Raw genomic sequence first — 26,980 nt, forward strand, 5'->3', positions numbered from 1 at the left:
CCACCCCAGACCATTCATCTGGACCAAGACCGCCGACGAGATCCTCGACAAAGTCGCGGCCTACTGCCACCGAATCTCTGACTCAGGTCACTAGGACCCCTCGGGTCCGATTCGGCTGCGGACCGCCGTCTGGACCTCGTCCTCCTCGGCGGGGTCGGCGGCGAGCCGACGGAGTTGTTCGACGACCCGGTCGTCGCCGGTGGCAGCGTTCCGAGCGGCTAGTTCGCGGGTGGACTCCTCGCAGTCCCACAGGCACTCGACGGCGAAGCCGGCCGCGAAACCGGGGTCGGTGGCGGCGAGCGCCCCGGCGGCCCGGCCTCGGAGGTGGGAGGAGGAGGTCTCTCGGTAGATGTGCCGCAGGACGGGGGCGGCACAGGTGACGCCGAGGCGGCCGGTGCCGTCCACCAGTTCCCACAGGCCGTCCGCGTCCGGCCCCTCCTCGCGTACGGTCCTGCGCAGCGCGGCCAGCACCAGCTCGGCGTCGGCCCGCCCGCCGCGGCGGGCGAGCACCGCGGCGGCGGCCGCACCCAGCCGGTCGGCGCGCGCCGCCCAGAGGCGGGCCCGCCCGACCGCGGCCACACTGCGCATCCGCGTGAACGCGGCGAGCGCGGCGGAGACCAGGGGCTCGGAGGAGAAGGGGTCGGCCACCGCGGTCTCGATCAGTTCGAAGGCGTCCGGGTCGCCACGCTCGGCGAGGTGGTGGAGCACGGCGGCGCGGGCCGCGTCGGGGCCGGTGCGCGCGGCACGCAGCAGCTCGGGGCGGTCCTCGGGGCCGACGACGGCCCCCAGGCAGCGGGCCGCGGCGTGGTGCCGCTGCTCCGCGGGCTCCCGCCCGGGCCCCTGCTGCGCCCACTCCAGGATCTCGGTCACGCTCCAGCCGGGGCGCGGTCCGCTGGGCCGCAGCTGCCGCTGCCAGCGGTCGAAGGAGCCCTGTTCCCCGGCGGCGGCCAGGCGCGCGCCGTAGCGGGGGTCCTCGGCCCACAGCCGCCAGGGCCGGGGCTCGAAGGCGTCGCGGACGGCGGCGGCCAGCTCGGCCTCGCCGTGCTCGGTCTCGGGGAAGCGGGCCAGCACGGGGTGGGCGAGGGTCATCAGCCCGGCGTCGTCGTCACGCAGCGCGAGCTCGTCCAGAGCCCAGCGCCAGTTGCTGCCGGCCGCGGCGTAGCTGCGCAGCAGCAGCCGGGCGGCGTCCCTGCCGTACGCGGCGAGGTGACCGAGGACGGCGAGGGCGAGGCCGGTGCGCTCCTCGCCGGTGTCGACGAGGTCGTCGGGGTGGAAGAGGTGGCGTTCGATCTGCTCGAGGCCGCCGTCGAGCTGCATGTAGAGGCGGGCGTAGTAGAGCGAGCGGTTCTCGACCTGCCAGTCGCGCCGGGGGTCGCGCAGCACGCTGTCGTTGAGTGCCGCGAGCGCCTCGGCCCGCGGCGCCGCGAGGGCATGCAGGGTCCCGTCGCCGCGGCCTCGCTGAAGGAGGCCGAGCAGGGTGCCACTGGGCGCTATGTCTGGATCGAACATGAGGTCAGCATCCGGTGCGGGGGGCAGGCTGGCAACGGGATTTCCGCTGACCGGCATTCTTGCCGGTGACCGCGGGCCGTATGCCTCGTTCCCACCATGGATCGACGGGAACGCCTGCGTACGGCGGCCGAAGCCTAGCGTGGAAGCTGTTATTCCGCCGATTCGCCCCGGGGTTGCCCCAGCAGGGCCGGCGGCATATGCCGGGTGCACCACCGTATCGGGTAGTGCCAAATCCCTTACGGACCGTCGCCGCCTGTGCAACAGTCGTTACCGGCCCTCAGCCCGGCGCCGCCTGATCACGGAGTACGTCATGCCGTCCCCTCTCTTCGCGGATCACTCAGCCGACCGGCCCCCCGAGCGTGAAACGGTCGAGGCACTCATCACGCAGGCCCGCCGCCTGCGCGGCGGCCTCGACGCGGTCCGCCGGGAGTCCTCGGTGGACACCGGCCTCGCCGCCGACCCCCAGCTGCGCTGGCAGCGCGCCCTGTGCGATCTCGCGGTGCACCACCTCGACGACCTCGGCGGCCATCTCGACCAGCTGCGCGAGGGTCTGCCCACGGAGAGTGCGGACGACCCGGCGGCGGACGAGCCGCCGGCCGCCCCGCCGGAGCCCGCGCCCCATGAGCGGGGCTCGCTGCTGCGCCGGGTGGGCAGCGCCGAGTGGAACCTGCTCACCGACGAGGTCAGCTGGTCCGACGAGCTGTTCGCGATGTTCGGCCGGGCCCCGTCCGACGGCCCCCTCACCCTCGACGAGCTGCCGTCCCTGGTGCACCCCGAGGACCAGGACGGGCTGGCCACGATGGTCACGGACTGCCTGGTGGACGGCCGGCCGATCGACGGCGAATTCCGCATCGTGCGTCCGGACGAGAGCCTGCGCACGGTGCACATGGTGGGCGAGCCGGTGCTCGACGCCGACGGCAGTACCGCCTGTATGTGGGCCGTACTGCGGGACGTCAGCGAGCTGCGCCGCAGCCAGCAGGCGGTACACGAGACCCGTGACTCGCTGCACCGCGAGCGGCAGATCGCGCAGACCGAGCACCGGCTTGCGGTCGAGCTGCAGGAGGCCGTGCTGCCGCCGTGGCGCGGCTCCCTGCGGTTCCCGCACGGCGGCCCGGTGGCCCTCGACCTCGCCGGGCGCTATCTGCCGTCCGGCACCCGCGCCCTGATCGGCGGGGACTGGTACGACGCACTGCAACTCCCGGACGGCAGCACCCTGTTGAGCGTCGGCGACCTCACCGGGCACGGCGTCACCGCCACGTCCGGGATGGCGATGGTGCTCGGCGCGCTGCGCGGGATGGCGGTCGCCGGACACCGGCCGGGCCCGCTGATGGGCTTCCTCAACCAACTGCTGGACACCGCGACCCAGCCGGCGCTGGGCAGCGCGGTGTGCGGCCGGTTCGACCCCACGGCGCGGACGCTGGAGTGGGCCCAGGCGGGGCACCCCGCACCGCTGCTGTTCCGCGGCGGCACGGGGCGCGCGCTGGACCCGCCCGAGGGCGTACTCCTCGGCGCGACCTCGGGTGCGGCCTACACCCAGCACACCGAGCAGCTGGAACCCGGCGACCTCCTCGTCCTGCACACCGACGGCCTCGTCCCGCGCCGTCCGCAGAGCGCGGACACCGCTCATGAGGGTGCCGAGCGGCTCCTTGCCCTGGCGCCGCGGTTCGCCGCCGCGCGCACTGCCCAGGACAGCGTCCGCATCGTCGTCGAGGAGTTCGGCACGGCCGAGCGCGAGGACGACGCCTGTGTGCTGGTCGCCCGGGTCGGCGGCTGACACACCTCCGGGGGCGTGTCGGAGCCGGCCGAGGCCGGACCGGTGCCGTGACGGCTACCCCGGTGACGTCCGTCGGCGGACCGTCGGTGGGCTGAGGCGGCCGGGCCGCGGAGGACGGTTCGCCCTCTGCGGAGACGGATGACGCACCGTCACCCTCCGCGTCGCCGCCCGCCTCAGGCCGAGAGGTTCGTTCCGACGCCCGCCCCGATACCGGGGCCCAGGCCCGAACCCTTCGACTTGGGCTTCGCCTTCGGCAGGACATGCTGGATCTCCTCCCGCAGGTCCTGGATCTTGGCGTAGTTCGCGTACTGCCCCGTGAGCCGGAACATCTCGCGGAGCCGGTCCCATGTCCGGTGCGAGGAGTTCTCCCCGATGGACACCAGCGCCAGCCGGGCGTAGCGGTCGGCCTGTTCGGGGTCATTGCCAATGAAGCAGGCCGAGGCCATCGAGATGTAGTCGAAGATCTGCGACCGCTGGCGGCCGTTCTCCCGCAGCGTCAGCGCCCGCTTGGCGTGGTGCTGGGCGACCCGGGCGGCCGAGGCGTCGTGGTCGGCGAGGGTACGGAACGCCAGCGCCTGCATGCCGTGCAGATCCGCCTCGTCGAACATCTGCATCCAGCTCGGCGGCGGCACATCGCCCTTGTCCGAGACGAAGAGGTCCTCCGCCTCGCCCAGGGTGCGGCGCATCGCCTGGCCGTGCCCCTTGGACGCCTGCGCCCAGGCCTCGATGGTGTGCAGCATGGCGCGGGTGCGCGGCAGGGTCTCCTCGCCGGAACCGGACTGGGCCAGCTTCATCAGATCGAGCGCGTCGTCCGGGCGGCCCAGATGCACCATCTGACGGGCGGCACGGGAGAGCGCCTCGCCGGCACGGGGGCGGTCGCCGCCCTCGCGGGCCGCGTGGGCGGCGATGATGAAGTACTTCTGGGCGGTGGGCTCCAGGCCCACGTCATGGGACATCCAGCCGGCCAGCACCGCCAGGTTGGCGGCCACTCCCCACAGCCTGCGCTGGAGATGGTCGGGGTGGCGGTAGGCGAGCATGCCGCCGACCTCGTTGAGCTGGCCCACCACGGCCTTGCGCTGGAGCCCGCCACCGCGGGCCGCGTCCCAGGCACGGAAGACCTCGACCGAGCGCTCCAGGGCGTCGATCTCCTGCGACCCCACGGGGGCCGCCTCATAGCGGTCGAGGCCGATCTGGTCGAGTTCGTGGACGGAGTCGGAAGCGAACGGGTTGTCGTGGCGTGGGGCGCCGGCCGGTGTCGGGTCGGTGTGCAGCCAGTCGTACATGGCGCCGGTGAGTGCGGAACCCGCGGCGAGCGCAGCGCCCGCACCCACCAAGCCGCGTCGGTTGAGCATGAGGTCCATTCCCGTGAATTCCGTGAGGACCGCGGCGGTCCGTTCGGGAGCCCACGGCAGACCGTCCATGGCCTGCCGCTTCCCCGAGCGGCCTGTTCTCGCGAACCCGAGGTCCTCGATGGTTACGACACGGCCGAGGCGCTCGGTGAACAGGGAAGCCAGAACCTTCGGCACCGGATCGCGCGGGGTCTCCCCCATGTCGATCCAGCGCCGCACTCGTGAGGTGTCGGTCGCCAGCTGCGGATGGCCCATGGCCGCCGCCTGCCGGTTGACCAGTCTCGCCAGCTCTCCCTTGGACCAGCCGGCCAGGCCGAAAAGGTCCGCGAGACGGGTGTTCGGCTGCCTGTCCACGTCAAGCCCCCAGGTTCCTCGACTGAGTTGACAGTAACGGCCGGTGACATGGGCTGTGTCCATTCGCCAGGGTTCGCCACCCTGCGCCAGATGGTCTGCCACCCGCAGCCACGTGTTCTGTAGACATGCCGCCCCCGGCCTGGTGGCGGGACCGCATTCCCCAGGGTGCGCGCCCTTCACAGGGACCCTGGATCGGCCTTCTGCACGGGGCCCGTTCACGGGTTCTCACCACCGGGCCGGGGAGCGCACGCAACTCGCCGGCGCACGAAGGGATCTGTCTCACCCATGTATGCAGCATCGTCCGCCGTGACCACCCCCACCCGGCCGCACCGCCCGCATCCGACCGGAGGCGGGCCGTACCTCGACCCGTCACCGTCCGCGGGCACCGCGGTCAGCGGTCTCCCCGGCGGCCGTACGCGGCGGGTACAGGGGACGAGCGCCCAACCGCTCAGCGGCCGGCTCGACTTGTCCGGCCCCCAGGGCGCCCAGCTGCGCGCCGCCGTCGCCTCGGTGCACCGCATCTGCCCGGAGTTCAACCCGGTGCAGGTGCTGCGCCGCAGCGGCAGATCCGTCCTGCTCGTGGGGACGACGGGCCGGATGACCGCGGTCGCCAAGTGTTTACTGGACCATTCCCCGGCCTGGGCCGAGCGGTTCCAGCAGGAAATAAGTGCATACCGCGCATTCGTCCGGCATCGTCCGCCGGTTCGGGTGCCGCGGCTGGTGGCGGCCGACCCCGACAACTGCACGCTCGTGATGGAGCGGATGCCCGGCCGGGTCGCGGCCCTGACCCGGCACCCGTCCGAGGCCCCGCCCCGTGCGGATGTGCGGGCAGCGCTCAGCGCGATCTGCCGGATCAACCTCTGGCGTCCGCCGGCCGGGCTGTTCGACACCCCGCTGGACTACGCGGGCCGGATCGGCCGCTATCACGACCTGGGGCTGCTGACCGACCGGGACCTGGGCGATCTGCAGAAGCTGATGCACGGTCTGTCGCACACCCAGGGCCAGTTCTGTCACGGCGACGCGCTGCTGAACAACGTGCTGCTGTCCCCCGCCGGCCCGGTGCTGCTGGACTGGGACAGCGCGGGCTGGTACCTGCCGGGCTACGACCTGGCGACGCTGTGGTCGGTCCTCGGTGACGCGCCGGTGGCCCGCCGCCACATCAGCCAGCTCGCCCAGAACGCCGGACCGGCCTCCCGGGACGCCTTCCTGGTGAATCTGATGCTGGTGCTCACCCGCGAGATCCGGCGCTACGAGACCGCGGTCCAGCGGACCATGCGCGAGCCCACGCCGACGGGCGCACCGGTTCCGGGACAACCTGGTGTACCGGCGGCGGGCGAGGAGCAGCGGCTGCTCCTGCGCCGACTGCACGACGACTGCCAGATGGCGCGGCGTGCGGTAAGGGCGGCGGTCGGCACCCGCTGACCGCCGAGGGGGGACTGTGAGCGGCGCGCCCGGGCACGGGGTGCGCCGCTCACCCATGTCCGCCGGTCCCTCACCGGCTCTTCTCCTTACCGTCCGCGGGAGCCGGGTCATTGGTCCATTCCACTGACGCTCCGCGGGCCCGGCACCGCTGGGGGAAGGCTCCTCTGGAGACGCCCTGACATGCGGAATCCCGAACGGGCATGGTGATTGACGGACTGTCGGCAGACGTATGGCTCTGAGCCGACAGGGGCTCTAGTCTCGGGTCCCGCCCGTGCGGCCGTTTGCGCACCCACCGTCACACCGTCCCGGCTCGGGCCGGCTCGAGGAGGTTGCTTTGCACGAATCCGCCCCGGAAGACGAGAAGAGAGTCCGCCGCCCCGCGCTGCGGAGATCCGCCACCGCCGTCGCTGCCGCGGTACTGCTGCTGCCACTCTCGGGAGCGCCGTCCGCGCAGGCCGGGCAGCCCCGGACGGACGCGCTGCAACAGGCCTTCACCGACGCCGCCGCCCGCTTCCATGTGCCGCGCAGTGTGCTGCTCGGCGTCTCGTACCTGGAGTCGCGCTGGGACGGGCACGGCGGCGCGCCCAGCGTCTCGGGCGGCTACGGTCCGATGCATCTGACCGACGCCCGTACGGCCCTGACCCGGACACCGGAGTTCAGTGAGGGCGACGAGGACGCGCGGGGCGACGCGGCACGGGGCCGTAAGCGGGTGCCGTCCGGCGCGGCGCAGCGGGCCGCGCTGCCCGCCGAACTCCCCGCGCGGCTCCGTACCTTGCCGACGGCCGCACGGCTGACCGGGATTCCGGCCGGGAAGCTGCGCACCGACCCGGCGGCGAACGTGCTCGGCGGTGCGGCGCTGCTCGCCGCCGAGCAGCGCAAGCTGGGCACGGCCGCCGTCGCCGACCCGGCGCGGTGGTACGCCGCGGTGGCGCGCTACGGCGGCCAGGACAGTGCGCGCAGCGGCCGGGCCTTCGCGGACGAGGTGTACGCGGTGATGCGGCAGGGCCAGGCGCGCACCACCGACGCGGGGCAGCGGGTCGCCCTGGCCGCCGCGCCGGGTCTCGCACCGGACAGCGGGCAGCAGAAACGTCTCAGCGCGCCGGGCGCCCAGGCCCCGGCGGCCGCGGCCCGCCGGCTGGAGTGCCCGCGGAACGTGGCCTGCGAGTCGGTCCCGGCCCCGTACGAGGAGTTCGGGGACGGTGACTACGGCAACCACGACAAGGCGGACCGGCCCGCTGACCAGCGGGTCAGCGCCATCGTCATCCACGACACCGAGGGGTCCTGGGAGACCACGCTGAAGCTGATCAAGGACCCGGCCTATGTGTCCTGGCACTACACGATCCGCTCCGCGGACGGTCTGATCGCCCAGCACGTCCCCACCAAGGACGTCGCCTGGCACGCGGGCAACTGGTACATCAACTCGCACTCGGTCGGCATCGAGCACGAGGGCTTCCTGGCCGCGCCGGACGCCTGGTACACGGAGGCGATGTACCGCACCTCGGCCCGGCTGGTGAAGTATCTGAGCCGCAAGTACGACGTGCCGCTGGACCGGCAGCACATCCTGGGGCACGACAACGTGCCCGGCACGACGACGGCCACGATCCCGGGCATGCACACCGACCCCGGCCCGTACTGGGACTGGGCGCACTACTTCACCCTGCTGGGCAAGCCGTTCAAGGCCACCGCGGGCCAGCGAGGCGGACTGGTCACCATCCGCCCCGACTACGACGAGCACCAGCCGGTGTACACGGGCTGCACCAAGGCCGGTGACACCTGTGCGCCGCACGGTTCCACGGCGGTCCGGCTGTACAGCGCGCCGGACGAGGACGCGCCGCTGGTCAAGGACGTCGGACTGCACCCGGACGGCAGCGCCTCGACGACCGGGGTGAACGACACGGGTGCCCGCGCCACGACGGGGCAGCGGTTCGCGGTGGCCGGCCGGACCGGCGACTGGACGGCGATCTGGTACCTCGGGCAGAAGGCGTGGTTCCACAACCCGTCGGACGAGCCGGTGGCGGTGCACGCCAAGGGGCAGATCGTCACGCCGAAGGACGGCCGGCAGGAGATCCCGGTCTACGGCCGGGCGTACCCGGAGAAGGAGGCCTATCCGGCCGGGGTCCCGTACCAGGCGGTCTCCCCGCTACCGTACAAGCTCACCGCCGGGCAGCAGTACGCGGTCGGGGGCCGGATGCGGGGCGAGTACTTCTACTCACCGACCTTCGACGTCACCAAGCACGCGGTCGTGCGCGGCAAGGACGTCTACTACGAGATCCAGCTCGGGCACCGGGTCGGCTATGTGCGGGCGGCCGATGTCGAGGTGCGGAACTCGGGTTCGTAGGAGCCGGCGGGTGAGCGCGTCGCGCCCGGTGGACGGGGGAACCGTCCACCGGGCGCGACCGTGTCCGCTCCGGTGCCGAGCCGGGGTTCAGCCCTGCTGGAAGAGCTCCGCGGGCAGCGGCTTGAGCAGGGCGTAGAGGTCGTCGGTGATCGGCCGGTCCCAGCTCGCGATGGTGACCAGCACACCGTCGCTGCGGTCGAACTGGGCGCAGGAGATCCGGCTCTCGGAGCACTTGACGCGCTTGACGATCAGCAGGTTGTCCTCGTGCATCACCGGGGTGTCCTCGGTCTCCACGACCGTCACCGGTTCGTCGTTGCCGAGCGCGGCGAGGAGTTGGGCGACCTCGAAGGGCACCTGGTCGTCGTCGAGCTCGCGGGCCGGGGAGCCTTCCGGCAGATTGCCGATGATCATCGCGGGACCGCGGCCGCCGAACAGGTCGTAGCGGAGGAAGACGCCCTGGCAGCTTCCGTCGGGCGCGGGCAGCAGCCCGGCTCCGAGGTTGCCCGGCCAGTCCCCGGGGTCCATGGCGAGGACGTCGAAGTCAGGCCCGGCGGGCGTGGCTGCGCTGCGGCGGCGGAGGAAGGACATGCGGCCATCGTACGTGGCCCGGCCGGGCGCGCCGCGCCGACGTCGGGGTCGGCGACACCCGGTGCGCGGCGCCGTCGGCCGCCCGGTGGCCGGTGGTCTCAGGCCTGGTCGGCGAGGGCGCGCAGCCGGCGCAGCGCCTCGTCGGCCGCGGCATACGGCACGAAGAGGTGATCGTGGTGGAAGCCCGCGACGACGTTGCAGCTGAGGCCGGCCTGGGCGAGTGCGGTGGAGACGGCCGCGGTGAGTCCGACGGCGTCCAGTGCGGAGTGCACCCGGAGGGTGATCCAGGCGGCGACGTAGTCGTAGGCCAGGCCGGCGCGGTCGGCCTCTTCCTGGTGGACGACGAGGGTGCGGCCCTCGGGCTCGGTGACGGTGACCACCGGCGTCAGCCCTTCGGGGACCGCGCCGGGGACGCCGGCGAAGACATAGCGGCCCTCGTTGCGTTCGGGACGCATCGCGCTCAGCAGGGTCCGGAGATCGCGTTCACCCGTCATGGCACCAGCCTACGGGGCGCCGTCCCGGCCTTCCCTGCGGCGTTCGTGGTGGCGGGCGACCCGGGCGCGGTTGCCGCAGGAGGGGGTGCACCACTCCTGGCGGGCGTGGTCCTTGACGAAGTAGCGCACACAGCGCGGCGCGGGGCAGGCCCGCAGGAGGGCGCGGTCCGGCCCGTCGAGGAAGGCGAGGGCGGCGCGGGCGAGCGCGGCGACGATCCGGTCGGCGGGCGGCGGGGAGCCGGCCGGGTGCAGCCGGAGCGTGGGCCGGGCGTCCGGCTCCCAGCTGAGCCGGGGCACGGTGGGCACCAGGGCCGCGGCGGTGTTCAGCCGGGCGAGCGCCTCCGCTTCCGGGAGCAGCCGGTGGGCGTCGGCGGAGCTGGGCGGTCCCGGCCGGACGGCGCGGGCGAACAGCGACCGGACCGCGGCCCGCACCTCCCGTACGGCGGTGTGCAGCGCCGCGTCCACGGTGACCGGCTGCCCGGCGCAGTCCAGCGGCGCTGCCCTCTCGCGCGCCCAGGCCGCGAGCCCTTCCCGGTCGGCCAGGTCGTCGGCGACGCCTCCGTGTCCGTCGTGGCGGATGGTGACGGCGAGGTCGAGGGCGAGCCGTGGTGCGGTCATGGAGCTAATGGTAGCTTCCTCACTCAACCATTAGTCGGTGGAGGGGGCGGCATGACCGGCTTACGTCAACTGCCGTGCGTTCTCCGGGTGTTCGCGGGCGGGCGGCCCGGATGCGCTCCACGCCCGGCGCCCGGTGAGACGCCTGGCCTCTCGGCGCCGGACGGGCGCGGCCCCGAGCCGCCCGACAGGACGAAGGAGCTGCGGTGACCACGACGACGGAGTACGCGAGGACGGCCGAGGTGGTATGGGCCGGGATCGAGGCGGGCCAGGAGCGGCTGCGGGCCCTGCTGCCCGCGCTGACCGACGAGGCGGCGCGGGAGCCCAGCGAGCTGCCCGGCTGGTCCCGTGCCCATGTCCTGTCGCATATCGAGGGGGTCGGTCTGGCCCTGGCCCGGCAGGCCCGCTACGGACTGCGCGGTGAGCTGATCGAGCCGTACGACGGCGGCCGTCCGGCGCGCGCCGCCGCGATCGAGGCCGGAGCGCTGCGGGACGCGGCGGCGCTGCGGGAGGCCGTACGGGCCGCGCTGGCCGAGGCGTCCGCGGCCTGGGCGGCGGTCGGGCCGGCCGACTGGTCGCGGCCGGTGGCGCATCGCAACGGCGATCTGCGCGCCGCACTGCTGGCCTGGTGGCGGGAGTTGGAGATCCACACGGCGGACGCGCGGATCGGCCACGGCCCGCGGGACTGGCCGCGGGAGCTGTGCCACCACCTCCTGGACCACCTGGCGCCCCGCGTCCCCGGGGACCTGCGCCTCGTCCTGACGGCCACGGACGGCACGCCGGCACGGCGGTACGGTCCCGACGGAGCGCCGGAGGTCACCGTGCGCGGTCCGCTCACCGGTCTCGCGGCCTGGCTGGCCGGCCGCCGGCCGGACCAGCCGCTCGACTGCCGCCGGTCGGGGGCGGTGGCCCCGCTGCCCGAGTTGCTCGACTGGCCGTAGCCGCCGGGCCCCGCCTTCCGGAAGGAATCCTGCCCATGCCGCACGACGAGCCCGGCCGACCGCCCGTACTCAACCTCTGGAAGGCGGGTCTGCGGGCGGTGCCGCCCGAGGTCTGGCGGCGCACGGACTGGGAGGTGCTGATCCTCGCCGACAACGCGCTGACCGAGGTCCCGGCGGCGCTCGGACGGCTGCGGGCGCTGCACACCCTCGACCTCGGCCACAACGCGCTGACCGCGCTCCCCGACGCACTCGGTGAACTCACCGGGCTGACCCGCTTCCTCTACCTGCACGACAACCGGCTCACCGCGCTGCCGGAGAGCCTCGGCGGGCTGGACCGGCTCGGCTATCTCAACGTCGGCGAGAATCCGCTCGGGCGGCTGCCGGTGGCGCTCGGCGGGATGAGCGGGCTGGTCGAACTCCGGGTGCAGCGGGCGGAGTTGGGTGAGATCCCGGAGTCGCTGGGGAGGCTCGGGCGGCTGCGGGAGTTGTGGCTGGGCGGCAACGCGCTGACGGCGCTGCCCGGGAGCCTCGCGGGGCTGGGTGCGCTGCGGGTGCTGGAACTGCGGGACAACGCCCTCCGCCACGTCCCCGAAGCACTGTCCGGCCTGCCGCTGCTGCGCCGGATCGATCTGCGCGGCAACCGGATCACGGAGCTGCCGCCCTGGATCACGGAGCTGCCGTCGCTGGAGAAGCTCGATCTGCGCTGGAACGCCGTGCCGGACGGGGCGGAACCGGTCCTGGCGCTCCGCGAGCGGGGGTGCGTGGTGCTCACCTGACCACCGCGGCCCCTCGTGTCCCGGTGTCACGGCGTGTCCTGCGCTCCGGAAGACACCGGGAGACACGCCCGGGGTGAGCGGGAGACACGCCCTACGTGAGGTCGAACTCGCCCTCGCGCGCGTCGAGGACGAAGGCGCGCCACTCGGCCGGGGTGAAGATCACCGGCGGGATCTCGGGGCTGCGGCGGTTGCGCATCGCGACATAGCCCTCGACGAAGGCGATCTGGACACCGCCCACCCCCTGCGGGCTCGACTGCCACTCGGCCTGCGCCAGGTCGAGATCGGGCCTGGGCCCACCCACGAGCCGCTGCTCCGTGATGCTGTCGGTCACCTGTCCCGCACCTCCCGGTTCGTCGTCCGCGGTCAGCCTAACCACTGTGTCCGGAGACGGACAGAGGACGTGGCGAGGCGGTGGAGTGGTGATCCGGGGGCGGGCGCACCGGCCGGGCGCGCCGCCCCCGGCCGCGGTCAGCCGCCGGGCGTGTCGGCGCCCACCAGCCACATCGCGAAGAACTGCGAGCCGCCGCCGTAGGCGTGTCCCAACGCCGTGCGGGCGCCGTCGACTTGGTGCTCGCCGGCCCGGCCGCGTACCTGGAGGGCGGCCTCGGCGAAGCGGATCATGCCGGAGGCGCCGATGGGGTTGGTGGACAGCACCCCGCCGGAGGGGTTGACGGGGAGCGCGCCGTCGATCTCGGTGACGCCGGACTCGGTGAGTTTCCAGCCCTCGCCCTCCTCGGCGAAGCCCAGGTTCTCCAGCCACATCGGCTCGTACCAGCTGAAGGGGACGTACATCTCCACCGCGTCGATCTGCCGCCGGGGGTCGGTGATCCCGGCCTGCCGGTAGACGTCGGCGGCGCAGTCCTTGCCGGCCTGCGGGGAGACGAAGTCCTTGCCGGCGAAGAGGGTGGGTTCGCTGCGCATGGCGCCGCCGTGCACCCAGGCCGCCGGGTGCGGGGCGCGGGCGGCCCCGGCGCGGTCGGTGAGGACCATGGCGCAGGCGCCGTCGGAGGACGGGCAGGTCTCGGAGTAGCGGATCGGGTCCCAGAGCATCGGCGAGGCCTGCACCTTCTCCAGGGTGAGGTCCTTCTCGTGGAGGTGGGCGTAGGGGTTCTTGAGGGCGTTGCGGCGGTCCTTGTAGGCGACGAGGGAGCCGATGGTGTCGGGGGCTCCGGTGCGCCTCATGTACGCGCGGACGTGCGGGGCGAAGAAGCCGCCGGCGCCGGCGAGCAGCGGCTGCTGGAAGGGGACCGGCAGGGACAGGCCCCACATGGCGTTGGACTCGGACTGCTTCTCGAAGGCGAGGGTCAGGACGGTGCGGTGGACGCGGGCGGCGACGAGATTGGTGGCGACCAGGGCGGTGGAGCCGCCGACCGAGCCGGCGGTGTGCACCCGCAGCATGGGTTTGCCGACGGCGCCCAGGGCGTCGGCGAGGTACAGCTCGGGCATCATCACGCCCTCGAAGAAGTCGGGGGCCTTGCCGATCACCACGGCGTCGATGTCCGCCCAGGTCAACTCGGCGTCGTCCAGGGCGCGCCGGGCGGCCTCGCGGACGAGTCCGGCGAGGGAGACGTCGTGCCGGGCGGCGACGTGCCGGGTCTGTCCGATGCCGATGACGGCCACGGGCTCCTTGCTCATCACTCACCCTCCAGGACGGCGACCAGGTTCTGCTGCAGGCACGGCCCCGAGGTGGCGTGCGCGAGGGCGCGGTCGGACGCGCCGCTCTGGATGCGGGCGGCGGCCTCGCCCAGGCGGATCAGCCCGGTGGCCATGACGGGGTTGGCGGCGAGCGCGCCGCCGGACGGGTTGATCCGGACCGTGCTGTCCGGCGCGTCGAGCTTGAGTGCCCGGCGCAGCACGACCTCCTGGGAGGCGAACGGGGCGTGCAACTCGGCGGTGTCGACCGGCCCTTGGAAGGCCCCGGCGCGCTCGGCGGCGAGCCGGGTGGAGGGTGAGTCGGTGAGGTCGCGGACGCCCAGGCCGTGTGCCTCGATGCGGTGGTCGAGGCCGCGTATCCAGGCGGGGCGGTCGGTCAGCCGGCGGGCGGTGTCACCGGCGGCGAGCACGACGGCCGCCACACCGTCGCCGATGGGCGGGCAGTGGCCGGCGCGCAGCGGGGCGACCAGCTGCTCTCCCGTGGGGACCGCGCCGCGCAGCTGGGCATGGGGGTTGTCGCCGGCGTCGGCGCGGCTGCGGGCGGCGATCGCGGTCAGCTCGCGCTCGTCGGTCAGTCCCGCGTCGATCAGCGCCTGGGCCTGGAGGGCGGCGAGCGCGACCGCGTCGGGCCACAGCGGCGCCACGTAGTAGGGGTCGAGCTGGCGGGTGAGGACCTCGCGGACGTCGCCCGGCGAGGACTTGCCGTACGCGTAGACCAGCGCGGTGTCCGCCTCGCCGGTGAGGAGCTTCACCCAGGCCTCGTACAGCGCCCAGGCGCCGTCCATCTCGACATGGGACTCGGAGATGGGCGGCCAGGCGCCGACGCCGTCCAGGGCCATGGTGAAGGAGAAGGCGCGGCCGGCGAGGTAGTCGGAGGAGCCGGAGCAGGTGAAGCCGATGTCCCGGGCCGCCAGGCCGGTCCGGTCCAGCACCTCGTGCAGGACCGGCATCAGCATCTCGACCTCGGAGGTCTCCGCGCTGTCGCGGACGTGATCGCTCTGCCCGAAGGCGACGATGGCGACCTCGCGCATCAGATCAGCTCCTTGTAGCTGTCGTAGTCGGCGTCGGGTTCGCCGGTGGGGCGGTAGTGGTCGGGGAAGCGGCCGTCCCCGGTCCATACGGGTTCCACCCGCAGCCCCATGCGGACCCGGTCGTACGGGATGCCGCCGATCCGGGCGTGCAGGGCCAGGTCGGCGCCGTCCAGGGCGATGTGGGCGTAGACGTAAGGGACCTCGATGTCGAGGTTCCTGGCCTTGATGTTGACGATGCAGAAGGTGGTGACGGTGCCGCGGGGGCCGACCTCGACCTGGGTGTCGGTGGCGAGGCCGCAGGTGGGGCAGGCGCCGCGGGGCGGGACGTAGACCTTGTGGCAGGAGGGGCAGCGTTCGCCGGTGATCCGGTGGTCCGCGAGGGCCTGGAGGTAGCGGGACTGGGCACGGCCGGGCGCGTAGGTGTAGTCGAGCCGGGCGGGGGCGGTGATGCCGGTGACGGGGTCGGCGAACTCCCCGCCGTGCGGGGCCGGTTCGCCGTCGCTGCCAGGTCGGTCGTCCGGTTCGAAGCAGGCGAGGTCGGTGATCGCGCCGGTGCGGTGGGCGGCCCAGCGGACGCGGACCCGCATGCCGGTGTGCACGGCGTCGGGGCCGGGGGCGTCCAGCGCGTGCAGCAGCGCGGTGTCGGCGCCGTCGAGCCGGACCAGGACCCAGGCGAAGGGGGTGGTGAGCGGCTGGCCGCGGCGGGGGGACGGGTTCCAGGCCCAGGTGGTGACGGTGCCGCGGCTGCCCACCTCGACCAGCTCGCGGATCTCCTCGGCGGTGACCGGGTCGTACTCGGTGGGCGGCACGATCACCCGGCCGTCGCTCCCGGTGACACCGAGGACGGTGCGCTCACGCAGCCCGGTGAGGAAGGCGCTCTGGACGGGGCCGAGCGAGCGGGTGAAGGGGAACTCCACGACGAGGGGGGCCGTGAGGGCCTCGGACATACGGGACTCCTAGGGGGTGTCGTTCGGATCATGGCGGGCTCGCGGGGTCTGGCACGCACGCTCGCCGCGTTGTCGTCACTCCTCCCCAAGCTCTCGGCTTCGCTCGAGCAGGGGAGGCCCCAACCGCTCCGCGTCGACTCCCTCCTCCGCCTTGCGATCGCACGCACCAGACCCCGCTCCCTGATCCGCCCTGATCCAAACGACACCCCCTAGGCTCAGGCCCGCCGGTAGACGGGCGGGCGCTTCTCCGCGAAGGCCCGGGAGCCCTCTTTGGCGTCGGCGGTGTCGAAGACCGGCCAGCCGCGGGCGAGTTCGGCCGCCAGCCCGTCGGACTCGGTCATCCCGGCGGTCTCGTAGACGGAGGCCTTGACGGCCTCGACGGCCAGCGGTCCGCAGCCGTTGATCAGTTCGGCGATCTCCAGGGCCTTGTCGCGTGCGGTCCCCGTCGGCACGACATGGCCGATGAGGCCGATGCGCGCGGCCTCGTCCGCGGTGTAGGGGCGGCCGGTGAGCAGCATCTCCAGGGCGTGGGTGCGGGGGATCTGGCGGGCGAGGCGGACGGTGGAGCCGCCGATCGGGAACAGTCCGCGCCGGACCTCGAAGAGCCCGAAGGTGGCGCTCTCCCCGGCGACCCGGATGTCGGTGCCCTGGAGGATCTCCGTCCCGCCCGCGACGCAGTGCCCCTCGACGGCGGCGATCACGGGTTTGCGGGGGCGGTGGTGGCGCAGCATCGCCTTCCAGTGCAGGTCCGGGTCGGCGCGCAGCCGGTCGCGGTACCCCTCGCCGGCCATCCCGTCGCCCGCGAGGGCCTTGAGGTCCATCCCGGCGCAGAAGGTGCCGCCGGCGCCGGTGAGGACGATGGAGCGGACCGCGTCGTCCTCGTCGGCGGCGATCCAGCCGTCGTACAGGCCCACCAGCATCGGCAGCGAGAGCGCGTTCTTCGCCTCCGGCCGGTTGAGGGTGAGCACCAGTGTCGCGCCGACGCGCTCCACCGAGAGATGTTCCGTACCACCCATGTTCCGTCCTCCCGTCTCACGACGAGAACAGGTTGCAGTAGCCGCACGGCGACTTCAAGGCTTTTCTGACAGACAGTCAGATTTCTTGTCCGGGGCCCTTCCCTGCTCCTCGCGGCGGCGCTCTAATGACCGCCAAGCCGACGCCCGCCCGGTCTGGAGGAGACGTGGAGTACAACCTTGCCGACCTCTTCGAGTCGATCGTCGACACGGTCCCCGACCGCGAGGCGCTGGTGTACGCCGACCATCCCGGGACCGGCGCCGAGCGGCGGCTGACGTACGCGGAGCTGGACCGCGCCGCCAACCGCCTGGCCCATCACCTCGCCGATCACGGCATCGGCCCCGGCCGGCACGTCGGACTGCACCTCTACAACGGCGTCGAGTACCTCCAGGCCGCCTACGCCTGCCTGAAGATCCGCGCCGTCCCGGTCAACGTCAACTACCGCTATGTGGAAGAGGAGTTGGCCTACCTCTACCGGGACGCGGACCTGGCGGCGCTGGTCTTCGACGCGGAGTTCACCGCGCGGGTGGCCGCCGCCCTCCCCCAGGCCCCCGGTTTACGGCACCTCGTCCGGGTCGGCACCCCGCCGGACGGCGCCCCCGAGCCGCGGATCGCGCCCGTCGCCCTCGCGGACGCGGAGGCCGCCGGCTCCCCCGCCCGCGGCTTCGGCCCGCGCTCCGCCGACGACCGGATCGTCATCTACACCGGCGGCACCACCGGTCTGCCCAAGGGCGTGATGTGGCGCCACGAGGACATCTTCTTCTCCGGGATGGGCGGCGGGGCGCCGACCGGCGAACCGGTCAGCCGGCCGGAGGAGCTGGCCGAGCGGGTCGCGGCCGGGGGCGACGGCCTGGTCTTCTTCCCCACGCCCCCGCTGATGCACGGCACCTCCACCCTCACCGCGTTCATCGCCTTCCACTTCGGCCAGAAGGTGGTCATCCACCGCAAGTACGTGCCCGAGGAGGTGCTGCGGACCATCGAGCGGGAGCGGGTCACCAGCGTGTCCCTGGTCGGCGACGCGATGCTGCGGCCGCTCGTGGACGCGCTCGGCGGGCCGCTCAGGGACACCGACTGCTCCTCGCTGTTCAGCGTCAGCAGCTCCGGCGCGATCCTCTCGGAGACCGTACGCGCCCAGTTCAGCGCGCTGGTCCCGGACGTCATGCTGCTCAACAACTTCGGCTCCTCCGAGTCCGGGTTCAACGGCACCGCCACCGAGGACTCCGGCCCCGACAAGGGCTTCCGCCTCCAGGTCAACTCCCGTACGGCGGTGGTCGACCCGGCGACGTACGAGCCGGTCACGGTCGGCGAGGTGGGCCGGATCGCGCTGCGCGGACATGTACCGCTGGGCTACTACAACGACCCGAAGAAGACCGCCGAGACCTTCTTCGAGGCGCACGGCGACCGGTGGGTGCTGCTGGGCGACATGGCCACCGTCGACGAGGGCGGCATCGTCACCGTCCTCGGCCGGGGCTCGCAGTGCATCAACTCCGGCGGCGAGAAGATCTATCCGGAGGAGGTCGAGCAGGCGCTGAAGGCGCATCCGGACGTCTATGACGCGCTGGTGGCGGGCGTGCCGGACGAGCGGTGGGGCCAGCGGGTCGCCGCCGTGATCCAACTCCGGCCGGGATCGGCAGAGCTGGCGCTCCCGGAGATCCAGCTCCACTGCCGGACGCGGCTGGCCGGTTACAAGATCCCGCGGACCGTGGTCCTCACCGACCACATCCGGCGCTCCCCCAGCGGCAAGGCGGACTACCGCTGGGCGAGGGCGGTGGCGGCGGGCGAGCGGACGGGGTGAGCGGGCGGGGGCCATCCGACCGGGCGGGCCGACCGGCCGGGGGTGCGTCGACCCCGGACCTCAGCCCCCGTCGCAGACCGACCGCAGGGAGCGGGCCAGCGCGGCCGTGTGCAGCCCGTCCAGATGCCGCTCATGGCGTACCCGCACGGCGGCCGTGGTCAGCAGCGGAGCGCAGTACGGCGCCGAACGGGCGGACGGGGAAGCGGCGATGGCCCGGACCAGCTCGCCGTTGACGCGGTTGATCTCCTTCCGTACCTCACCGAGATCGGGCCGCTCGGTGGGCGCCCGGCCGGGGTCCGCCTCCCATACGCGGTGCAGCCCACGCTGCACGACCTTGCTCGCCTCGATCTGGTCCCGGAAGATCCGCACCGTGGCCGCCGGATCGGCGCCCAGCTCCCGGGCCTGTGCCGCCACCGACCGCAGCACCTCCCGCTCCCGGGCCGGGTCGTCGACCGGCCCGCCGGTGCCCCACTTCGCCGCGGCCACCAGATCACCGGTGGCCAGCCGCTCGGCGGACAGCGCGGCGAGCGGCCGGAGCCGGCCGTACGGGCCGTGCGCGGTGGCGGTGGCCGGCGCGCCGGCCACGGATGGCGGGGCGGCCGCGGACCACGGGGCGGCCGGCGCCGCGACGGCCCCCGGGGCACCGGCGCAGAGGGCGGTCACGGCGACACCGGCGAGCAGGGCGCTCCGTAGCGAGATCGAGGGGGTCAGCTGCACGGTCGGGCCTTTCTCGGACCTCAGGGCCCGAGAGGGGCCGCGGGGAGGGCGTACGGCGGCGAGCGTAGGGCACAACCGGGCGGACGGGCCCCGCGCACCGCGCACCGCGCGGCAGGCTACGGACGCGGCGCGAGGAAGGAGTTGACCGCGGCGAGGAACTCCCCGGGACGCTCCTCATGGACGAGGTGCCCGGCGCCCTCGACCGTGACCAGCCGGGCGTCGGGAATCCGCTCGGCCAGCTCGTCGAGGTGTCCCTGCGGGATGTGGCTGGTCTCGCCGCCGCCGATGACCAGGGTCGGTGCGGTGATCTTCCCCAGCGCCTCCCACCACACGGGGTCGGGTGCGTTGCGGTCCGCCACCACCGCGACCTTGGCCTGCCAGTCGAACGGCTGCGGGCCGCGCGGCGGCTCCGGTACCTCCTGCGGCGGGTCGGCGGGCAGCGGCGGGGGCACCTCTTCCAGGACCAGCTGGGACACCAGCTCCGGGCGCTCCGCCGCCACCAGCAGGGCGGCCAGCGCGCCCAGCGAGTGCCCGATGAGGGTCACCCGCTCCAGACCGAGCGCCTGGAGGAAGCCGATCACGTCGTCCCGCCACTGCGCGACGCCGTAGTCGCCCGGCCAGTCGCTGTGGCCGTGGCCGCGCTGGTCGAGGGCGAACACCCGATGGGTGCCGGCGAGCCGTCCGACCACGCCGCGCCAGTCCTCGCCGTCCTCACCGAGGCAGTGCAGCAGCACCGCCGGGGGCGCCTCCTCCTCCCCCCAGACCCGGTATGCCAGCTGGACCGCACCGACCTGCACTTTCTGGACGTCACTCATGCGCTGGACGCTACCCGTGAGCCGGCTGCGCCACGCCCCTTGACGTGTTCGCCGCGCGCTGATTACTTGGATCAGCATGCGGCTACCGAATGATCGGTAGGGACACGAGGCGGTGAACTCCATGCCGGAAGCGACGACGGGCCATGAGACCTTCGACGAGGTGGAACGGCTCTCCGGGGACGCGTTGCACGCACTGCAACTGACCCGGCTGCGCGCCTCGTTGCAGCATGCCTACGACCACGTCCCGTTCTACCGGGAGTCCTTCGACCGGGCCGGGGTGCATCCGCAGGACTGCCGCTCGCTCGGCGATCTCGCCCGTTTCCCGTTCACCGTCAAGGACGATCTGCGCGCCCAGTACCCCTTCGGGATGTTCGCCGTCCCCAAGGAGCAGGTGCGCCGGCTCCATGCCTCCAGCGGCACCACCGGCCGCCCGACCGTCGTGGGCTACACCGAGCGCGATCTGGCGCACTGGGCGGAGGTGGTCGCCCGCTCCCTGTACGCGGCCGGCGGCCGGCCCGGTCACACCGTCCATATCGCTTACGGATACGGGCTGTTCACGGGTGGACTGGGCGCCCACTACGGCGCGGAGCGGCTCGGCTGCACGGTCGTTCCGGCCTCCGGCGGGATGACCGCCCGCCAGGTGCAGATCATCCAGGACTTCCGCCCCGAGATCATCATGGTCACGCCCTCGTACATGCTCACGCTGCTGGACGAGTTCGAGCGGCAGGGCGTCGATCCCCGTACGACCTCGCTCCGGGTGGGCGTCTTCGGCGCCGAGCCCTGGACCCAGGAGATGCGCCGCGAGATCGAGGAGCGCTTCGCGATCGACGCCGTGGACATCTACGGCCTGTCGGAGGTCATGGGGCCGGGCGTCGCCCAGGAGTGTGTGGAGACCAAGGACGGGCTGCATGTGTGGGAGGACCACTTCTATCCGGAGGTGGTCGATCCGCTCACCGGTGAGGTGCTGCCGGACGGGGCGCACGGCGAGCTGGTCTTCACCTCGCTCACCAAGGAGGCGATGCCGGTGATCCGCTACCGCACCCGGGATCTGACCCGGCTGCTGCCGGGCACCGCCCGCCCCGCCTTCCGCCGGATGGAGAAGATCACCGGACGCTGCGACGACATGATCATTCTGCGCGGCGTCAATCTCTTCCCCGCGCAGATCGAGGAGATCGTGCTGCGCACCCCCGGCATCGCCCCGCACTTCCAGCTCAGGCTGGCCCGGGAGGGCCGGATGGACCGGCTGACGGTGCGGGCCGAGGCCCGGGCGGAGGCGACCTCCGAGGAACGCGCGGCAGCCGTCGGGCTGATCGCGCGCAGCGTCAAGGAGGGCATCGGGGTCTCGGTCGCGGTGGAGATCGTCGACCCCGAGACCCTGGAGCGTTCGGTCGGCAAGATCAAGCGCATTGTGGACACCCGGCCGCGGGACACCGCCTGACGGCAGTCGGCCTGACCGGGGCCGCTCGGCGGGAGGCAGCGGCAGCGGCCGGATGCGCAGGCCGGACCGGGTCAGGTCATCGTCGGGTCGCCCTTGATCAGCGCGAACGGGGCTCCCGCCGGGTCCATGACCATGGCCAGCCGGCCGACGCCGGGGGCGTCGGTGGGCGGGATCAGGACCGTGGCGCCATGGCCGGTGGCCGCGGCGAAGGTGGCGTCACAGTCGGTCACGCCGAAGTACGGGTGCCACTCCGAGGTCGAGCCGGCCCGCAGGTTCTCCTCCGGCAGCTGCATGATGCCGCCCTGCCCCGAGTCGTCCCCCCGGCCGCCGCCCGGTGCGGACACCACGGAGTAGACGAGGTCGCCGCCCATCGGCATGTCCTGACAGTCCCAGGAGAAGACCGAGCGGTAGAAGTCCTTCGCCGCGGCCGCGTCGGTGGTGTACAGCTCCGTCCAGCACAGGGTGTTGGGCTCCATCACCCGCTCCAGGCCCTGGACGTCTCCCGGCTGCCATACCGCGAAGTCGCCGCCGGCCGGATCGGTGAAGGCGGCCAGCCGGCCCGCGGTGAAGACGTCCATCGGCGGGACCCGCACCGCGCCGCCGGCCTGCTCCACCGCCTTGCCGGTGGCGTCCGCGTCGGGTGTGTGGAAGTACACCGTCCAGGCGGAGCGGGCGCCCTCGTCCATCAGCGGGCCGATGGCCGCCACCGTGCGGCCGTCCAGCTGGAAGAAGCCGTACCCGCCGGCGTCCGGGCCGGCCGACCGGAAGCTCCAGCCGAACACGGCGGAGTAGAAGGAGACGGCGGCGTCGATGTCGGGGGCTCCCAGGTCGAGCCAGTTCGGGGTGCCCGGGACGTAGTCGGTGGTCAGCATGGCGGGGCCTCCGTTGCACGGATCACGGCGTGCACGGCGGTGTGCGCGCCGTTTCTCAGCATGGCAGGGGGCACTGACAGCCGCCCTTCACGCACGCCGCGCCGGGCCCGGCTCAGGGCGCGCCGAACCGCGCCCGCAGCTCGCGCTTGAGGACCTTGCCGCTGGCGTTGCGCGGCAGCGCGTCCACGAACACCACCCGTTTGGGGGCCTTGAACGGTGCCAGGCGGGCGCGGGCCGCGTCGATCAGCTCCCGCTCCCCCACCGCGTCGCCGTCCGCGCCGTCCGCGCGCCGTACGACCACCGCCGTCACCGCCTCGATCCAGCGCTCGTCCGGCAGCCCGATGACCGCGACCTCGGCCACCTGCGGATGCTCGTAGAGCACGTCCTCCACCTGGCGCGAGGCGACCAGGACGCCACCGGAGTTGATGACGTCCTTGACCCGGTCGACCACGGTGAAATAGCCGTCCGCGTCACGGACGGCGAGGTCCCCGGAGTGGAACCAGCCGTCCCGGAACGCCTCGGCGGTCTCCTCCGGCTTCTCCCAGTAGCCGGTGCACAGCTGGGGTGACCGGTAGACGACCTCGCCGCGGGTGCCGTCGGGCACCTCCCGGCCCGCCTCGTCCACCACGCGTGCCTCGACGAACAGCACCGGACGCCCGCAGGAGTCCATCCGGCCCTCGTGCTCCTCCGGGCCGAGCACGGTGGCCAGCGGCCCGATCTCGCTCTGCCCGAAGCAGTTGTAGAAGGCGAGGCCGGGCAGCCGGGCGCGGAGCCGTTCCAGGACCGGCACCGGCATGATCGAGGCCCCGTAGTAGGCCTTGCGCAGTCCGCTCAGCTCCCGGGTGGTGAAGCCTGGGTGGTTCGCCAGCGCGATCCACACGGTCGGCGGCGCGAACAGACTGTCCGCCAGGCCCGCTTCCACCAGGTCGAAGATCCGCTCCGGGTCGGGCCCGTCCAGGATGGTGTTCTCCGCGCCCACCGCCAGATACGGCAGCAGGAACACATGCATCTGCGCGGAGTGGTAGAGCGGCAGCGAGTGCACCGGCCGGTCCGTCTCCTTCAGGTCGAGGGCGACGACGGCGCTGGTGTACTCGTGCACCAGGGCGCGGTGCGTCATCATCGCGCCCTTGGGCAGCGCGGTGGTTCCGGAGGTGTAGAGGAGCTGGACGAGGGCGTCGTCGGGCACCTCGGCCACCGGGTCCGTGGTTTCGGGCCCCGCCTCCACCGGCCCGTCGCCCGCGGCCTCTTGCCGGGCCGCGAGCCGCTCCAGCAGTCCGCCGGACGTCCCGTGGAAGGGCATGGCGCGTACGGAGTCCGGCAGCCGGTGCGCGAGCGCGACGTCGGTGAGCACCAGCGCGCTGCCCGACTGGTCCAGGAGGTAGCGCAGATCCTCGCCGGTCAGACCGTGGTTGACCGGTACGTGCACCAGTCCGGCGCGGGCGCAGGCCAGGAAGCCGATCAGATACGCGTCGGAGTTGTGCCCGTAGGAGGCGACCCGGTCGCCGGGCCGCAGGCCGTCCGCCAGCAGTACCCGGGCCGCGGCGGTCACCGCGTCGTCCAGCTCGCTATAGGTCCAGCAGCGGTCCGCGTACCGCACCGCGGTCCGTCCGGGCACCCGGCGGGCGCTGCGTCGCAGGACTCCGTCGACCGTGTTGCTCCGCGCTTGCGTCATGGCGCGATCCTGGGCCGCGTCTCCCGCCGGGTCAAGGCACCCGGCGGGGCGTCCGGCGCCGGCGGGCCGTACGGGCGGGCGGGGTGCGCCGGTTACAGGGCGCGCTCCCTGCCCTCCCAATACGGTTCCCGCAGCCGCCGCTTGTAGAGCTTGCCGTTGGGGTCGCGCGGCATGGCGGCGGTGAAGTCGAGCGACCTGGGCCGCTTGTAGCCGGCCAGGTGGCGGGCGCAGTGGTCCAGGATCTCCGTCGCCAGTGCGGGCGACGGCGGATGGCCCTCGGCGGGTTCCACGACGGCCTTGACCTCCTCGCCCCAGTCGTCGTGCGGGATGCCGAAGGCGGCCGCGTCGGCGACCGCGGGGTGGCTGAGCAGGGCGGACTCGATCTCGGCGGGGTAGATGTTCACCCCGCCCGAGATGATCATGTCGATCTTGCGGTCACGGAGGAAGAGATACCCGTCCTCGTCGAGGTAGCCGAGGTCGCCGACGGTGAAGAAGTCACCGATCCGGTTCTTCTGGGTCTTGCCCTCGTCCTTGTGGTAGCGGAAGCCACCGGTGGTCATCTTCATGTAGACGGTGCCGAGTTCGCCCGCGGGCAGGCGGTTGCCGTCGTCGTCGAAGACGGCCAGTTCGCTGATCGGCCAGGCCTTGCCGACGGTCCCGGGCTTCTTCAGCCAGTCCTCGGCGGTCGCGAAGGCGCCGCCGCCCTCGCTCGCCGCGTAGTACTCCTCGACGCAGGCGCCCCACCAGTCGATCATCGCGCGTTTGACGTGGTCGGGGCAGGGGGCCGCGCCGTGGATGGCGTGCCGCATCGCGCTCACGTCGAACGCCGCCCGGGTCGCCTCCGGCAGCGCGAGGAGCCGGTGGAACTGGGTGGGCACCATATGGGTGTGGGTGCAGCGCCGCTCGTCCATCAGGGCCAGCATGCGCTGCGGTGTCCACTTGTCCATCAGGACGAGGCGGTGGCCGATGTGCAGGGAGGCGCCGGCGAACTGGAGCACGGCCGTGTGGTAGAGCGGCGAGCAGACCAGGTGGACGTTGTCGTCGAACGGGGTGATGCCGAAGATGCCGAGGAAGCCGCCGAGGTGGGAGTCCTCGGGCGGGGTGCCGGGCAGTGGGCGGCGGATGCCGCGCGGGCGTCCGGTGGTGCCCGAGGTGTAGTTCATGACCCAGCCCAGGGTGCGGTCGGCGGGCGCGGACTCCGGCTGCCCGCCGAGGAGTTGGCCGTACGGCCGGAAGCCGTCGGCCGTACCCACGGCGTAGCGGTGGGAGGCGGGCAGCTCCGCCTCGTCCGCGGCGTCCCTGGCCGCCTGCGCGAACCGCTCGTGCGCGATCAGCACCTTCGCCCCGGAGTCGGCCACGATCCAGGCGATCTCCGGGCCGACCAGGTGGTGGTTTACGGGGACGAGATAGAAACCGGCCTGGGACGCGGCGAGGTACGCGGTGAAGAACTCGACACCGTTGGGGAGGACCACGGCGAAGGCGTCGCCGCGCTCCAGGCCCGCCGCGCGCAGCCCGTGGACCAGCTGGTTGCACGCGGCGTGCAGCCGGCCCGCGGTCCACTCCTCGCCGTCCGGGGCGATCAGGACCGTACGGTCCGGGTCGGCGGCGGCCTGCGCCCAGAAGCCGTTGGGCGGTGGGGAGTCGGTGCTCATTCCGCTGTCCTCCTCGGGTTCACGCGCGTCCGGCGATGCGGTTGATCCGGTCGATGGCCCGCTCGAAGCCGCGGGTCAGCTCGTCGAAGACGGCCTGTACGCTGCGCTCGCTGTTCATCCGGCCGACGATCTGGCCGACCGGGGTGCCCAGCAGCGGTTCGACCTCGTGCCGCTGGATACGGGAGTTGGCCTCGGCGACCAGCAGGCCCTGCAGCGGCATGGGGAGGGCGCCCGGCCCGCTCGGGTCGTCCCAGGCGTCGGTCCATTCGGTGCGCAGCTGACGAGCGGGTTTGCCGGTCAGGGCGCGGGAGCGGACGGTGTCACCGGGGCCCGCGGCGAGCAGTTTCGCGGTCAGTCGCCGGGAGTGCAGCTGGGCCTCCTCGGTCGTCAGCCAGAGCGAGCCCAGCCAGACGCCCTGCGCGCCGAGGGCGAGCCCGGCGGCGATCTGCTCCCCGGTGCCGATGCCGCCGGCGGCGAGCACCGGCAGCGGGTCGACGGCGGCCACCACCTCCGGGGTGAGCACCATCGTGGCGATCTCCCCGGTGTGCCCGCCCGCCTCGTAGCCCTGGGCGACGACGATGTCGATACCGGCGTCCCGGTGGTGCCGGGCGTGCCGGGGGCTGCCGGCCAGCGCGGCGACGAGGACGCCGTGCTCGTGGGCGCGCCGTACGACATCGGCGGGCGGTGAGCCGAGGGCGTTGGCCAGCAGCTTGATCGGGTAGTCGAAGGCCACGTCGAGCTGGGTACGGGCGACCTCCTCCATCCAGCCGGTGATCCGCCAGCCGGACGTCTCGCCCGCCGCGAGCTCCGGTACCCGGTGCTTGTCCAGCAGGTCGGCGACGAAGCGGCGGTGCCCCTCCGGGATCATCGCCTCGACCTCGGCCTCGCTGACGCCGGCCACCTTCCTGGCGGGCATCACCACGTCGAGCCCGTAGGGCAGCCCGTCGGTGTGCTCCTGCATCCAGTCGAGGTCGCGCGCCAGTTCGTCCGGCGCGGTGTAGCGGACCGCCCCGAGCACCCCGAACCCGCCGGCCCGGGTGATCGCCGCGGCGACCGCGGGAAAGGGCGTGAACCCGAAGACGGCGTGCTCGGCTCCCAGCGTGTTGCTCAGCTCCGTCTGCATGGGCGCAGGATGCCGCAGCGGGCCGCACGAGGGAAGAGATTTTCTGATGCAGCGTCAGAAACTCGTCCTGGGCTATGACTTCACCGATTCT

23 protein-coding genes are annotated in these 26,980 nt (G+C 73.2%); 7 read left to right on the forward strand and 16 right to left on the reverse strand.

The genetic code is table 11. The features are described 5' to 3' along the window. Positions 1–90: 90 nt before the first annotated feature. Complete coding sequence (locus tag ACWC9R_RS26540) at positions 91–1,509, reverse strand: HEAT repeat domain-containing protein (RefSeq protein ID WP_450735169.1); 1,419 nt, start codon at positions 1,507–1,509, stop codon at positions 91–93. 310 nt (positions 1,510–1,819) lie between these two features. On the opposite strand from ACWC9R_RS26540, the gene ACWC9R_RS26545 reads away from it, so the two are divergent. Continuing rightward, positions 1,820–3,283 (forward strand): PP2C family protein-serine/threonine phosphatase, encoded by a 1,464-nt coding sequence (locus tag ACWC9R_RS26545; RefSeq protein ID WP_450735171.1) that lies wholly within the window; start codon positions 1,820–1,822, stop codon positions 3,281–3,283. A 173-nt stretch (positions 3,284–3,456) separates the two neighbouring features. On the opposite strand, the gene ACWC9R_RS26550 is transcribed toward ACWC9R_RS26545, so the two are convergent. Continuing rightward, positions 3,457–4,986: a DNA-binding protein NsdB gene (locus ACWC9R_RS26550; protein ID WP_450735173.1), complete on the reverse strand. Its 1,530-nt coding sequence runs from the start codon at positions 4,984–4,986 to the stop codon at positions 3,457–3,459. 285 nt (positions 4,987–5,271) lie between these two features. Here ACWC9R_RS26550 and ACWC9R_RS26555 point away from each other — a divergent pair, with 285 nt between their 5' ends. Together ACWC9R_RS26555 and ACWC9R_RS26560 are read left to right on the forward strand one after the other, a co-directional pair. Next, a complete protein-coding gene (locus ACWC9R_RS26555) occupies positions 5,272–6,408 on the forward strand; it encodes an aminoglycoside phosphotransferase family protein (RefSeq protein ID WP_450735174.1) in 1,137 nt (378 codons plus the stop codon). A 334-nt stretch (positions 6,409–6,742) separates the two neighbouring features. After that, the gene (locus tag ACWC9R_RS26560; RefSeq protein WP_450735175.1) at positions 6,743–8,746 is read left to right on the forward strand and encodes an N-acetylmuramoyl-L-alanine amidase; all 2,004 of its coding nucleotides are present in this window, start codon (positions 6,743–6,745) and stop codon (positions 8,744–8,746) included. Positions 8,747–8,833: 87 nt separating this feature from the next. Here ACWC9R_RS26560 and ACWC9R_RS26565 read toward each other — a convergent pair whose 3' ends face one another. The 3 genes from ACWC9R_RS26565 to ACWC9R_RS26575 all read right to left on the reverse strand — a co-directional run bounded on the left by ACWC9R_RS26565 (position 8,834) and on the right by ACWC9R_RS26575 (position 10,446). Next, a complete protein-coding gene (locus ACWC9R_RS26565) occupies positions 8,834–9,334 on the reverse strand; it encodes a hypothetical protein (protein ID WP_450735176.1) in 501 nt (166 codons plus the stop codon). Positions 9,335–9,432: 98 nt separating this feature from the next. Then, positions 9,433–9,828, reverse strand: coding sequence for an ACT domain-containing protein (locus ACWC9R_RS26570; RefSeq protein ID WP_450735177.1), 396 nt, complete (start codon positions 9,826–9,828; stop codon positions 9,433–9,435). Positions 9,829–9,837: 9 nt separating this feature from the next. Further along, the gene (locus ACWC9R_RS26575) at positions 9,838–10,446 is read right to left on the reverse strand and encodes a CGNR zinc finger domain-containing protein (RefSeq protein ID WP_450735179.1); all 609 of its coding nucleotides are present in this window, start codon (positions 10,444–10,446) and stop codon (positions 9,838–9,840) included. A gap of 203 nt (positions 10,447–10,649) precedes the next feature. Between ACWC9R_RS26575 and ACWC9R_RS26580 the strand changes: the two genes are divergently transcribed. Further along, positions 10,650–11,384 (forward strand): maleylpyruvate isomerase family mycothiol-dependent enzyme, encoded by a 735-nt coding sequence (locus tag ACWC9R_RS26580; RefSeq protein WP_450735180.1) that lies wholly within the window; start codon positions 10,650–10,652, stop codon positions 11,382–11,384. A 35-nt stretch (positions 11,385–11,419) separates the two neighbouring features. After that, positions 11,420–12,160 (forward strand): leucine-rich repeat domain-containing protein, encoded by a 741-nt coding sequence (locus ACWC9R_RS26585; RefSeq protein ID WP_450735182.1) that lies wholly within the window; start codon positions 11,420–11,422, stop codon positions 12,158–12,160. 91 nt (positions 12,161–12,251) lie between these two features. Here the strand turns inward: ACWC9R_RS26585 and ACWC9R_RS26590 are convergent, their stop codons facing one another. The 5 genes from ACWC9R_RS26590 to ACWC9R_RS26610 all read right to left on the reverse strand — a co-directional run bounded on the left by ACWC9R_RS26590 (position 12,252) and on the right by ACWC9R_RS26610 (position 16,807). After that, complete coding sequence (locus ACWC9R_RS26590) at positions 12,252–12,491, reverse strand: DUF397 domain-containing protein (protein ID WP_450735184.1); 240 nt, start codon at positions 12,489–12,491, stop codon at positions 12,252–12,254. A gap of 137 nt (positions 12,492–12,628) precedes the next feature. Then, the gene (locus ACWC9R_RS26595; RefSeq protein WP_450735186.1) at positions 12,629–13,795 is read right to left on the reverse strand and encodes a thiolase domain-containing protein; all 1,167 of its coding nucleotides are present in this window, start codon (positions 13,793–13,795) and stop codon (positions 12,629–12,631) included. Further along, complete coding sequence (locus ACWC9R_RS26600; protein WP_450735188.1) at positions 13,795–14,844, reverse strand: thiolase domain-containing protein; 1,050 nt, start codon at positions 14,842–14,844, stop codon at positions 13,795–13,797. Before ACWC9R_RS26600 ends, ACWC9R_RS26595 begins: the two co-directional genes overlap by 1 nt. Further along, entirely contained in the window at positions 14,844–15,791 is a 948-nt protein-coding gene (locus ACWC9R_RS26605) for a Zn-ribbon domain-containing OB-fold protein (RefSeq protein ID WP_450735189.1), read from the reverse strand. The genes ACWC9R_RS26600 and ACWC9R_RS26605 overlap by 1 nt, the downstream gene beginning before the upstream one ends. Positions 15,792–16,006: 215 nt before the next feature. Beyond that, positions 16,007–16,807, reverse strand: a complete 801-nt coding sequence (locus ACWC9R_RS26610; RefSeq protein WP_450735191.1) for a crotonase/enoyl-CoA hydratase family protein — start codon at positions 16,805–16,807, stop codon at positions 16,007–16,009. Positions 16,808–16,971: 164 nt separating this feature from the next. On the opposite strand from ACWC9R_RS26610, the gene ACWC9R_RS26615 reads away from it, so the two are divergent. Continuing rightward, the gene (locus tag ACWC9R_RS26615; RefSeq protein ID WP_450735192.1) at positions 16,972–18,600 is read left to right on the forward strand and encodes an acyl-CoA synthetase; all 1,629 of its coding nucleotides are present in this window, start codon (positions 16,972–16,974) and stop codon (positions 18,598–18,600) included. A 60-nt stretch (positions 18,601–18,660) separates the two neighbouring features. On the opposite strand, the gene ACWC9R_RS26620 is transcribed toward ACWC9R_RS26615, so the two are convergent. Both ACWC9R_RS26620 and ACWC9R_RS26625 read right to left on the reverse strand, forming a co-directional pair. Next, positions 18,661–19,317 (reverse strand): chorismate mutase, encoded by a 657-nt coding sequence (locus tag ACWC9R_RS26620; RefSeq protein WP_450735194.1) that lies wholly within the window; start codon positions 19,315–19,317, stop codon positions 18,661–18,663. 116 nt (positions 19,318–19,433) lie between these two features. Continuing rightward, positions 19,434–20,132: an alpha/beta fold hydrolase gene (locus tag ACWC9R_RS26625; RefSeq protein ID WP_450735196.1), complete on the reverse strand. Its 699-nt coding sequence runs from the start codon at positions 20,130–20,132 to the stop codon at positions 19,434–19,436. A 121-nt stretch (positions 20,133–20,253) separates the two neighbouring features. On the opposite strand from ACWC9R_RS26625, the gene paaK reads away from it, so the two are divergent. Continuing rightward, a complete protein-coding gene (gene paaK, locus ACWC9R_RS26630; protein WP_450735198.1) occupies positions 20,254–21,570 on the forward strand; it encodes a phenylacetate--CoA ligase PaaK in 1,317 nt (438 codons plus the stop codon). A 71-nt stretch (positions 21,571–21,641) separates the two neighbouring features. On the opposite strand, the gene ACWC9R_RS26635 is transcribed toward paaK, so the two are convergent. From ACWC9R_RS26635 to ACWC9R_RS26650, 4 genes are all read right to left on the reverse strand, one after another. After that, the gene (locus tag ACWC9R_RS26635; RefSeq protein ID WP_450735199.1) at positions 21,642–22,442 is read right to left on the reverse strand and encodes a VOC family protein; all 801 of its coding nucleotides are present in this window, start codon (positions 22,440–22,442) and stop codon (positions 21,642–21,644) included. Between the two features lie 112 nt (positions 22,443–22,554). Beyond that, on the reverse strand, positions 22,555–24,114 hold the full coding sequence (locus ACWC9R_RS26640) for an acyl-CoA synthetase (RefSeq protein WP_450735200.1): 1,560 nt from the start codon (positions 24,112–24,114) through the stop codon (positions 22,555–22,557). Between the two features lie 92 nt (positions 24,115–24,206). Then, positions 24,207–25,766, reverse strand: coding sequence for an acyl-CoA synthetase (locus ACWC9R_RS26645; RefSeq protein ID WP_450735202.1), 1,560 nt, complete (start codon positions 25,764–25,766; stop codon positions 24,207–24,209). Positions 25,767–25,785: 19 nt separating this feature from the next. Then, positions 25,786–26,889 (reverse strand): NAD(P)H-dependent flavin oxidoreductase, encoded by a 1,104-nt coding sequence (locus ACWC9R_RS26650; RefSeq protein WP_450735203.1) that lies wholly within the window; start codon positions 26,887–26,889, stop codon positions 25,786–25,788. Between the last annotated feature and the right edge of the window lie 91 nt (positions 26,890–26,980).

It is taken from the genome of Streptomyces sp. NPDC001219 (assembly GCF_053597915.1).

What these genes read in the sequence shown, in the direction of transcription:
- ACWC9R_RS26555 (WP_450735174.1), top strand. Translation starts at nt 5,272, where the DNA reads ATGTATGCAGCATCGTCCGCCGTGACCACCCCCACCCGGCCGCACCGC.
- ACWC9R_RS26585 (WP_450735182.1), top strand. Translation starts at nt 11,420, where the DNA reads ATGCCGCACGACGAGCCCGGCCGACCGCCCGTACTCAACCTCTGGAAG.
- ACWC9R_RS26635 (WP_450735199.1), bottom strand. Translation starts at nt 22,442, where the DNA reads ATGCTGACCACCGACTACGTCCCGGGCACCCCGAACTGGCTCGACCTG.
- ACWC9R_RS26605 (WP_450735189.1), bottom strand. Translation starts at nt 15,791, where the DNA reads ATGTCCGAGGCCCTCACGGCCCCCCTCGTCGTGGAGTTCCCCTTCACC.
- ACWC9R_RS26565 (WP_450735176.1), bottom strand. Translation starts at nt 9,334, where the DNA reads ATGTCCTTCCTCCGCCGCCGCAGCGCAGCCACGCCCGCCGGGCCTGAC.
- ACWC9R_RS26650 (WP_450735203.1), bottom strand. Translation starts at nt 26,889, where the DNA reads ATGCAGACGGAGCTGAGCAACACGCTGGGAGCCGAGCACGCCGTCTTC.
- paaK (WP_450735198.1), top strand. Translation starts at nt 20,254, where the DNA reads ATGCCGGAAGCGACGACGGGCCATGAGACCTTCGACGAGGTGGAACGG.
- ACWC9R_RS26600 (WP_450735188.1), bottom strand. Translation starts at nt 14,844, where the DNA reads ATGCGCGAGGTCGCCATCGTCGCCTTCGGGCAGAGCGATCACGTCCGC.
- ACWC9R_RS26645 (WP_450735202.1), bottom strand. Translation starts at nt 25,766, where the DNA reads ATGAGCACCGACTCCCCACCGCCCAACGGCTTCTGGGCGCAGGCCGCC.
- ACWC9R_RS26625 (WP_450735196.1), bottom strand. Translation starts at nt 20,132, where the DNA reads ATGAGTGACGTCCAGAAAGTGCAGGTCGGTGCGGTCCAGCTGGCATAC.
- ACWC9R_RS26575 (WP_450735179.1), bottom strand. Translation starts at nt 10,446, where the DNA reads ATGACCGCACCACGGCTCGCCCTCGACCTCGCCGTCACCATCCGCCAC.
- ACWC9R_RS26570 (WP_450735177.1), bottom strand. Translation starts at nt 9,828, where the DNA reads ATGACGGGTGAACGCGATCTCCGGACCCTGCTGAGCGCGATGCGTCCC.
- ACWC9R_RS26640 (WP_450735200.1), bottom strand. Translation starts at nt 24,114, where the DNA reads ATGACGCAAGCGCGGAGCAACACGGTCGACGGAGTCCTGCGACGCAGC.
- ACWC9R_RS26540 (WP_450735169.1), bottom strand. Translation starts at nt 1,509, where the DNA reads ATGTTCGATCCAGACATAGCGCCCAGTGGCACCCTGCTCGGCCTCCTT.
- ACWC9R_RS26610 (WP_450735191.1), bottom strand. Translation starts at nt 16,807, where the DNA reads ATGGGTGGTACGGAACATCTCTCGGTGGAGCGCGTCGGCGCGACACTG.
- ACWC9R_RS26595 (WP_450735186.1), bottom strand. Translation starts at nt 13,795, where the DNA reads ATGAGCAAGGAGCCCGTGGCCGTCATCGGCATCGGACAGACCCGGCAC.
- ACWC9R_RS26545 (WP_450735171.1), top strand. Translation starts at nt 1,820, where the DNA reads ATGCCGTCCCCTCTCTTCGCGGATCACTCAGCCGACCGGCCCCCCGAG.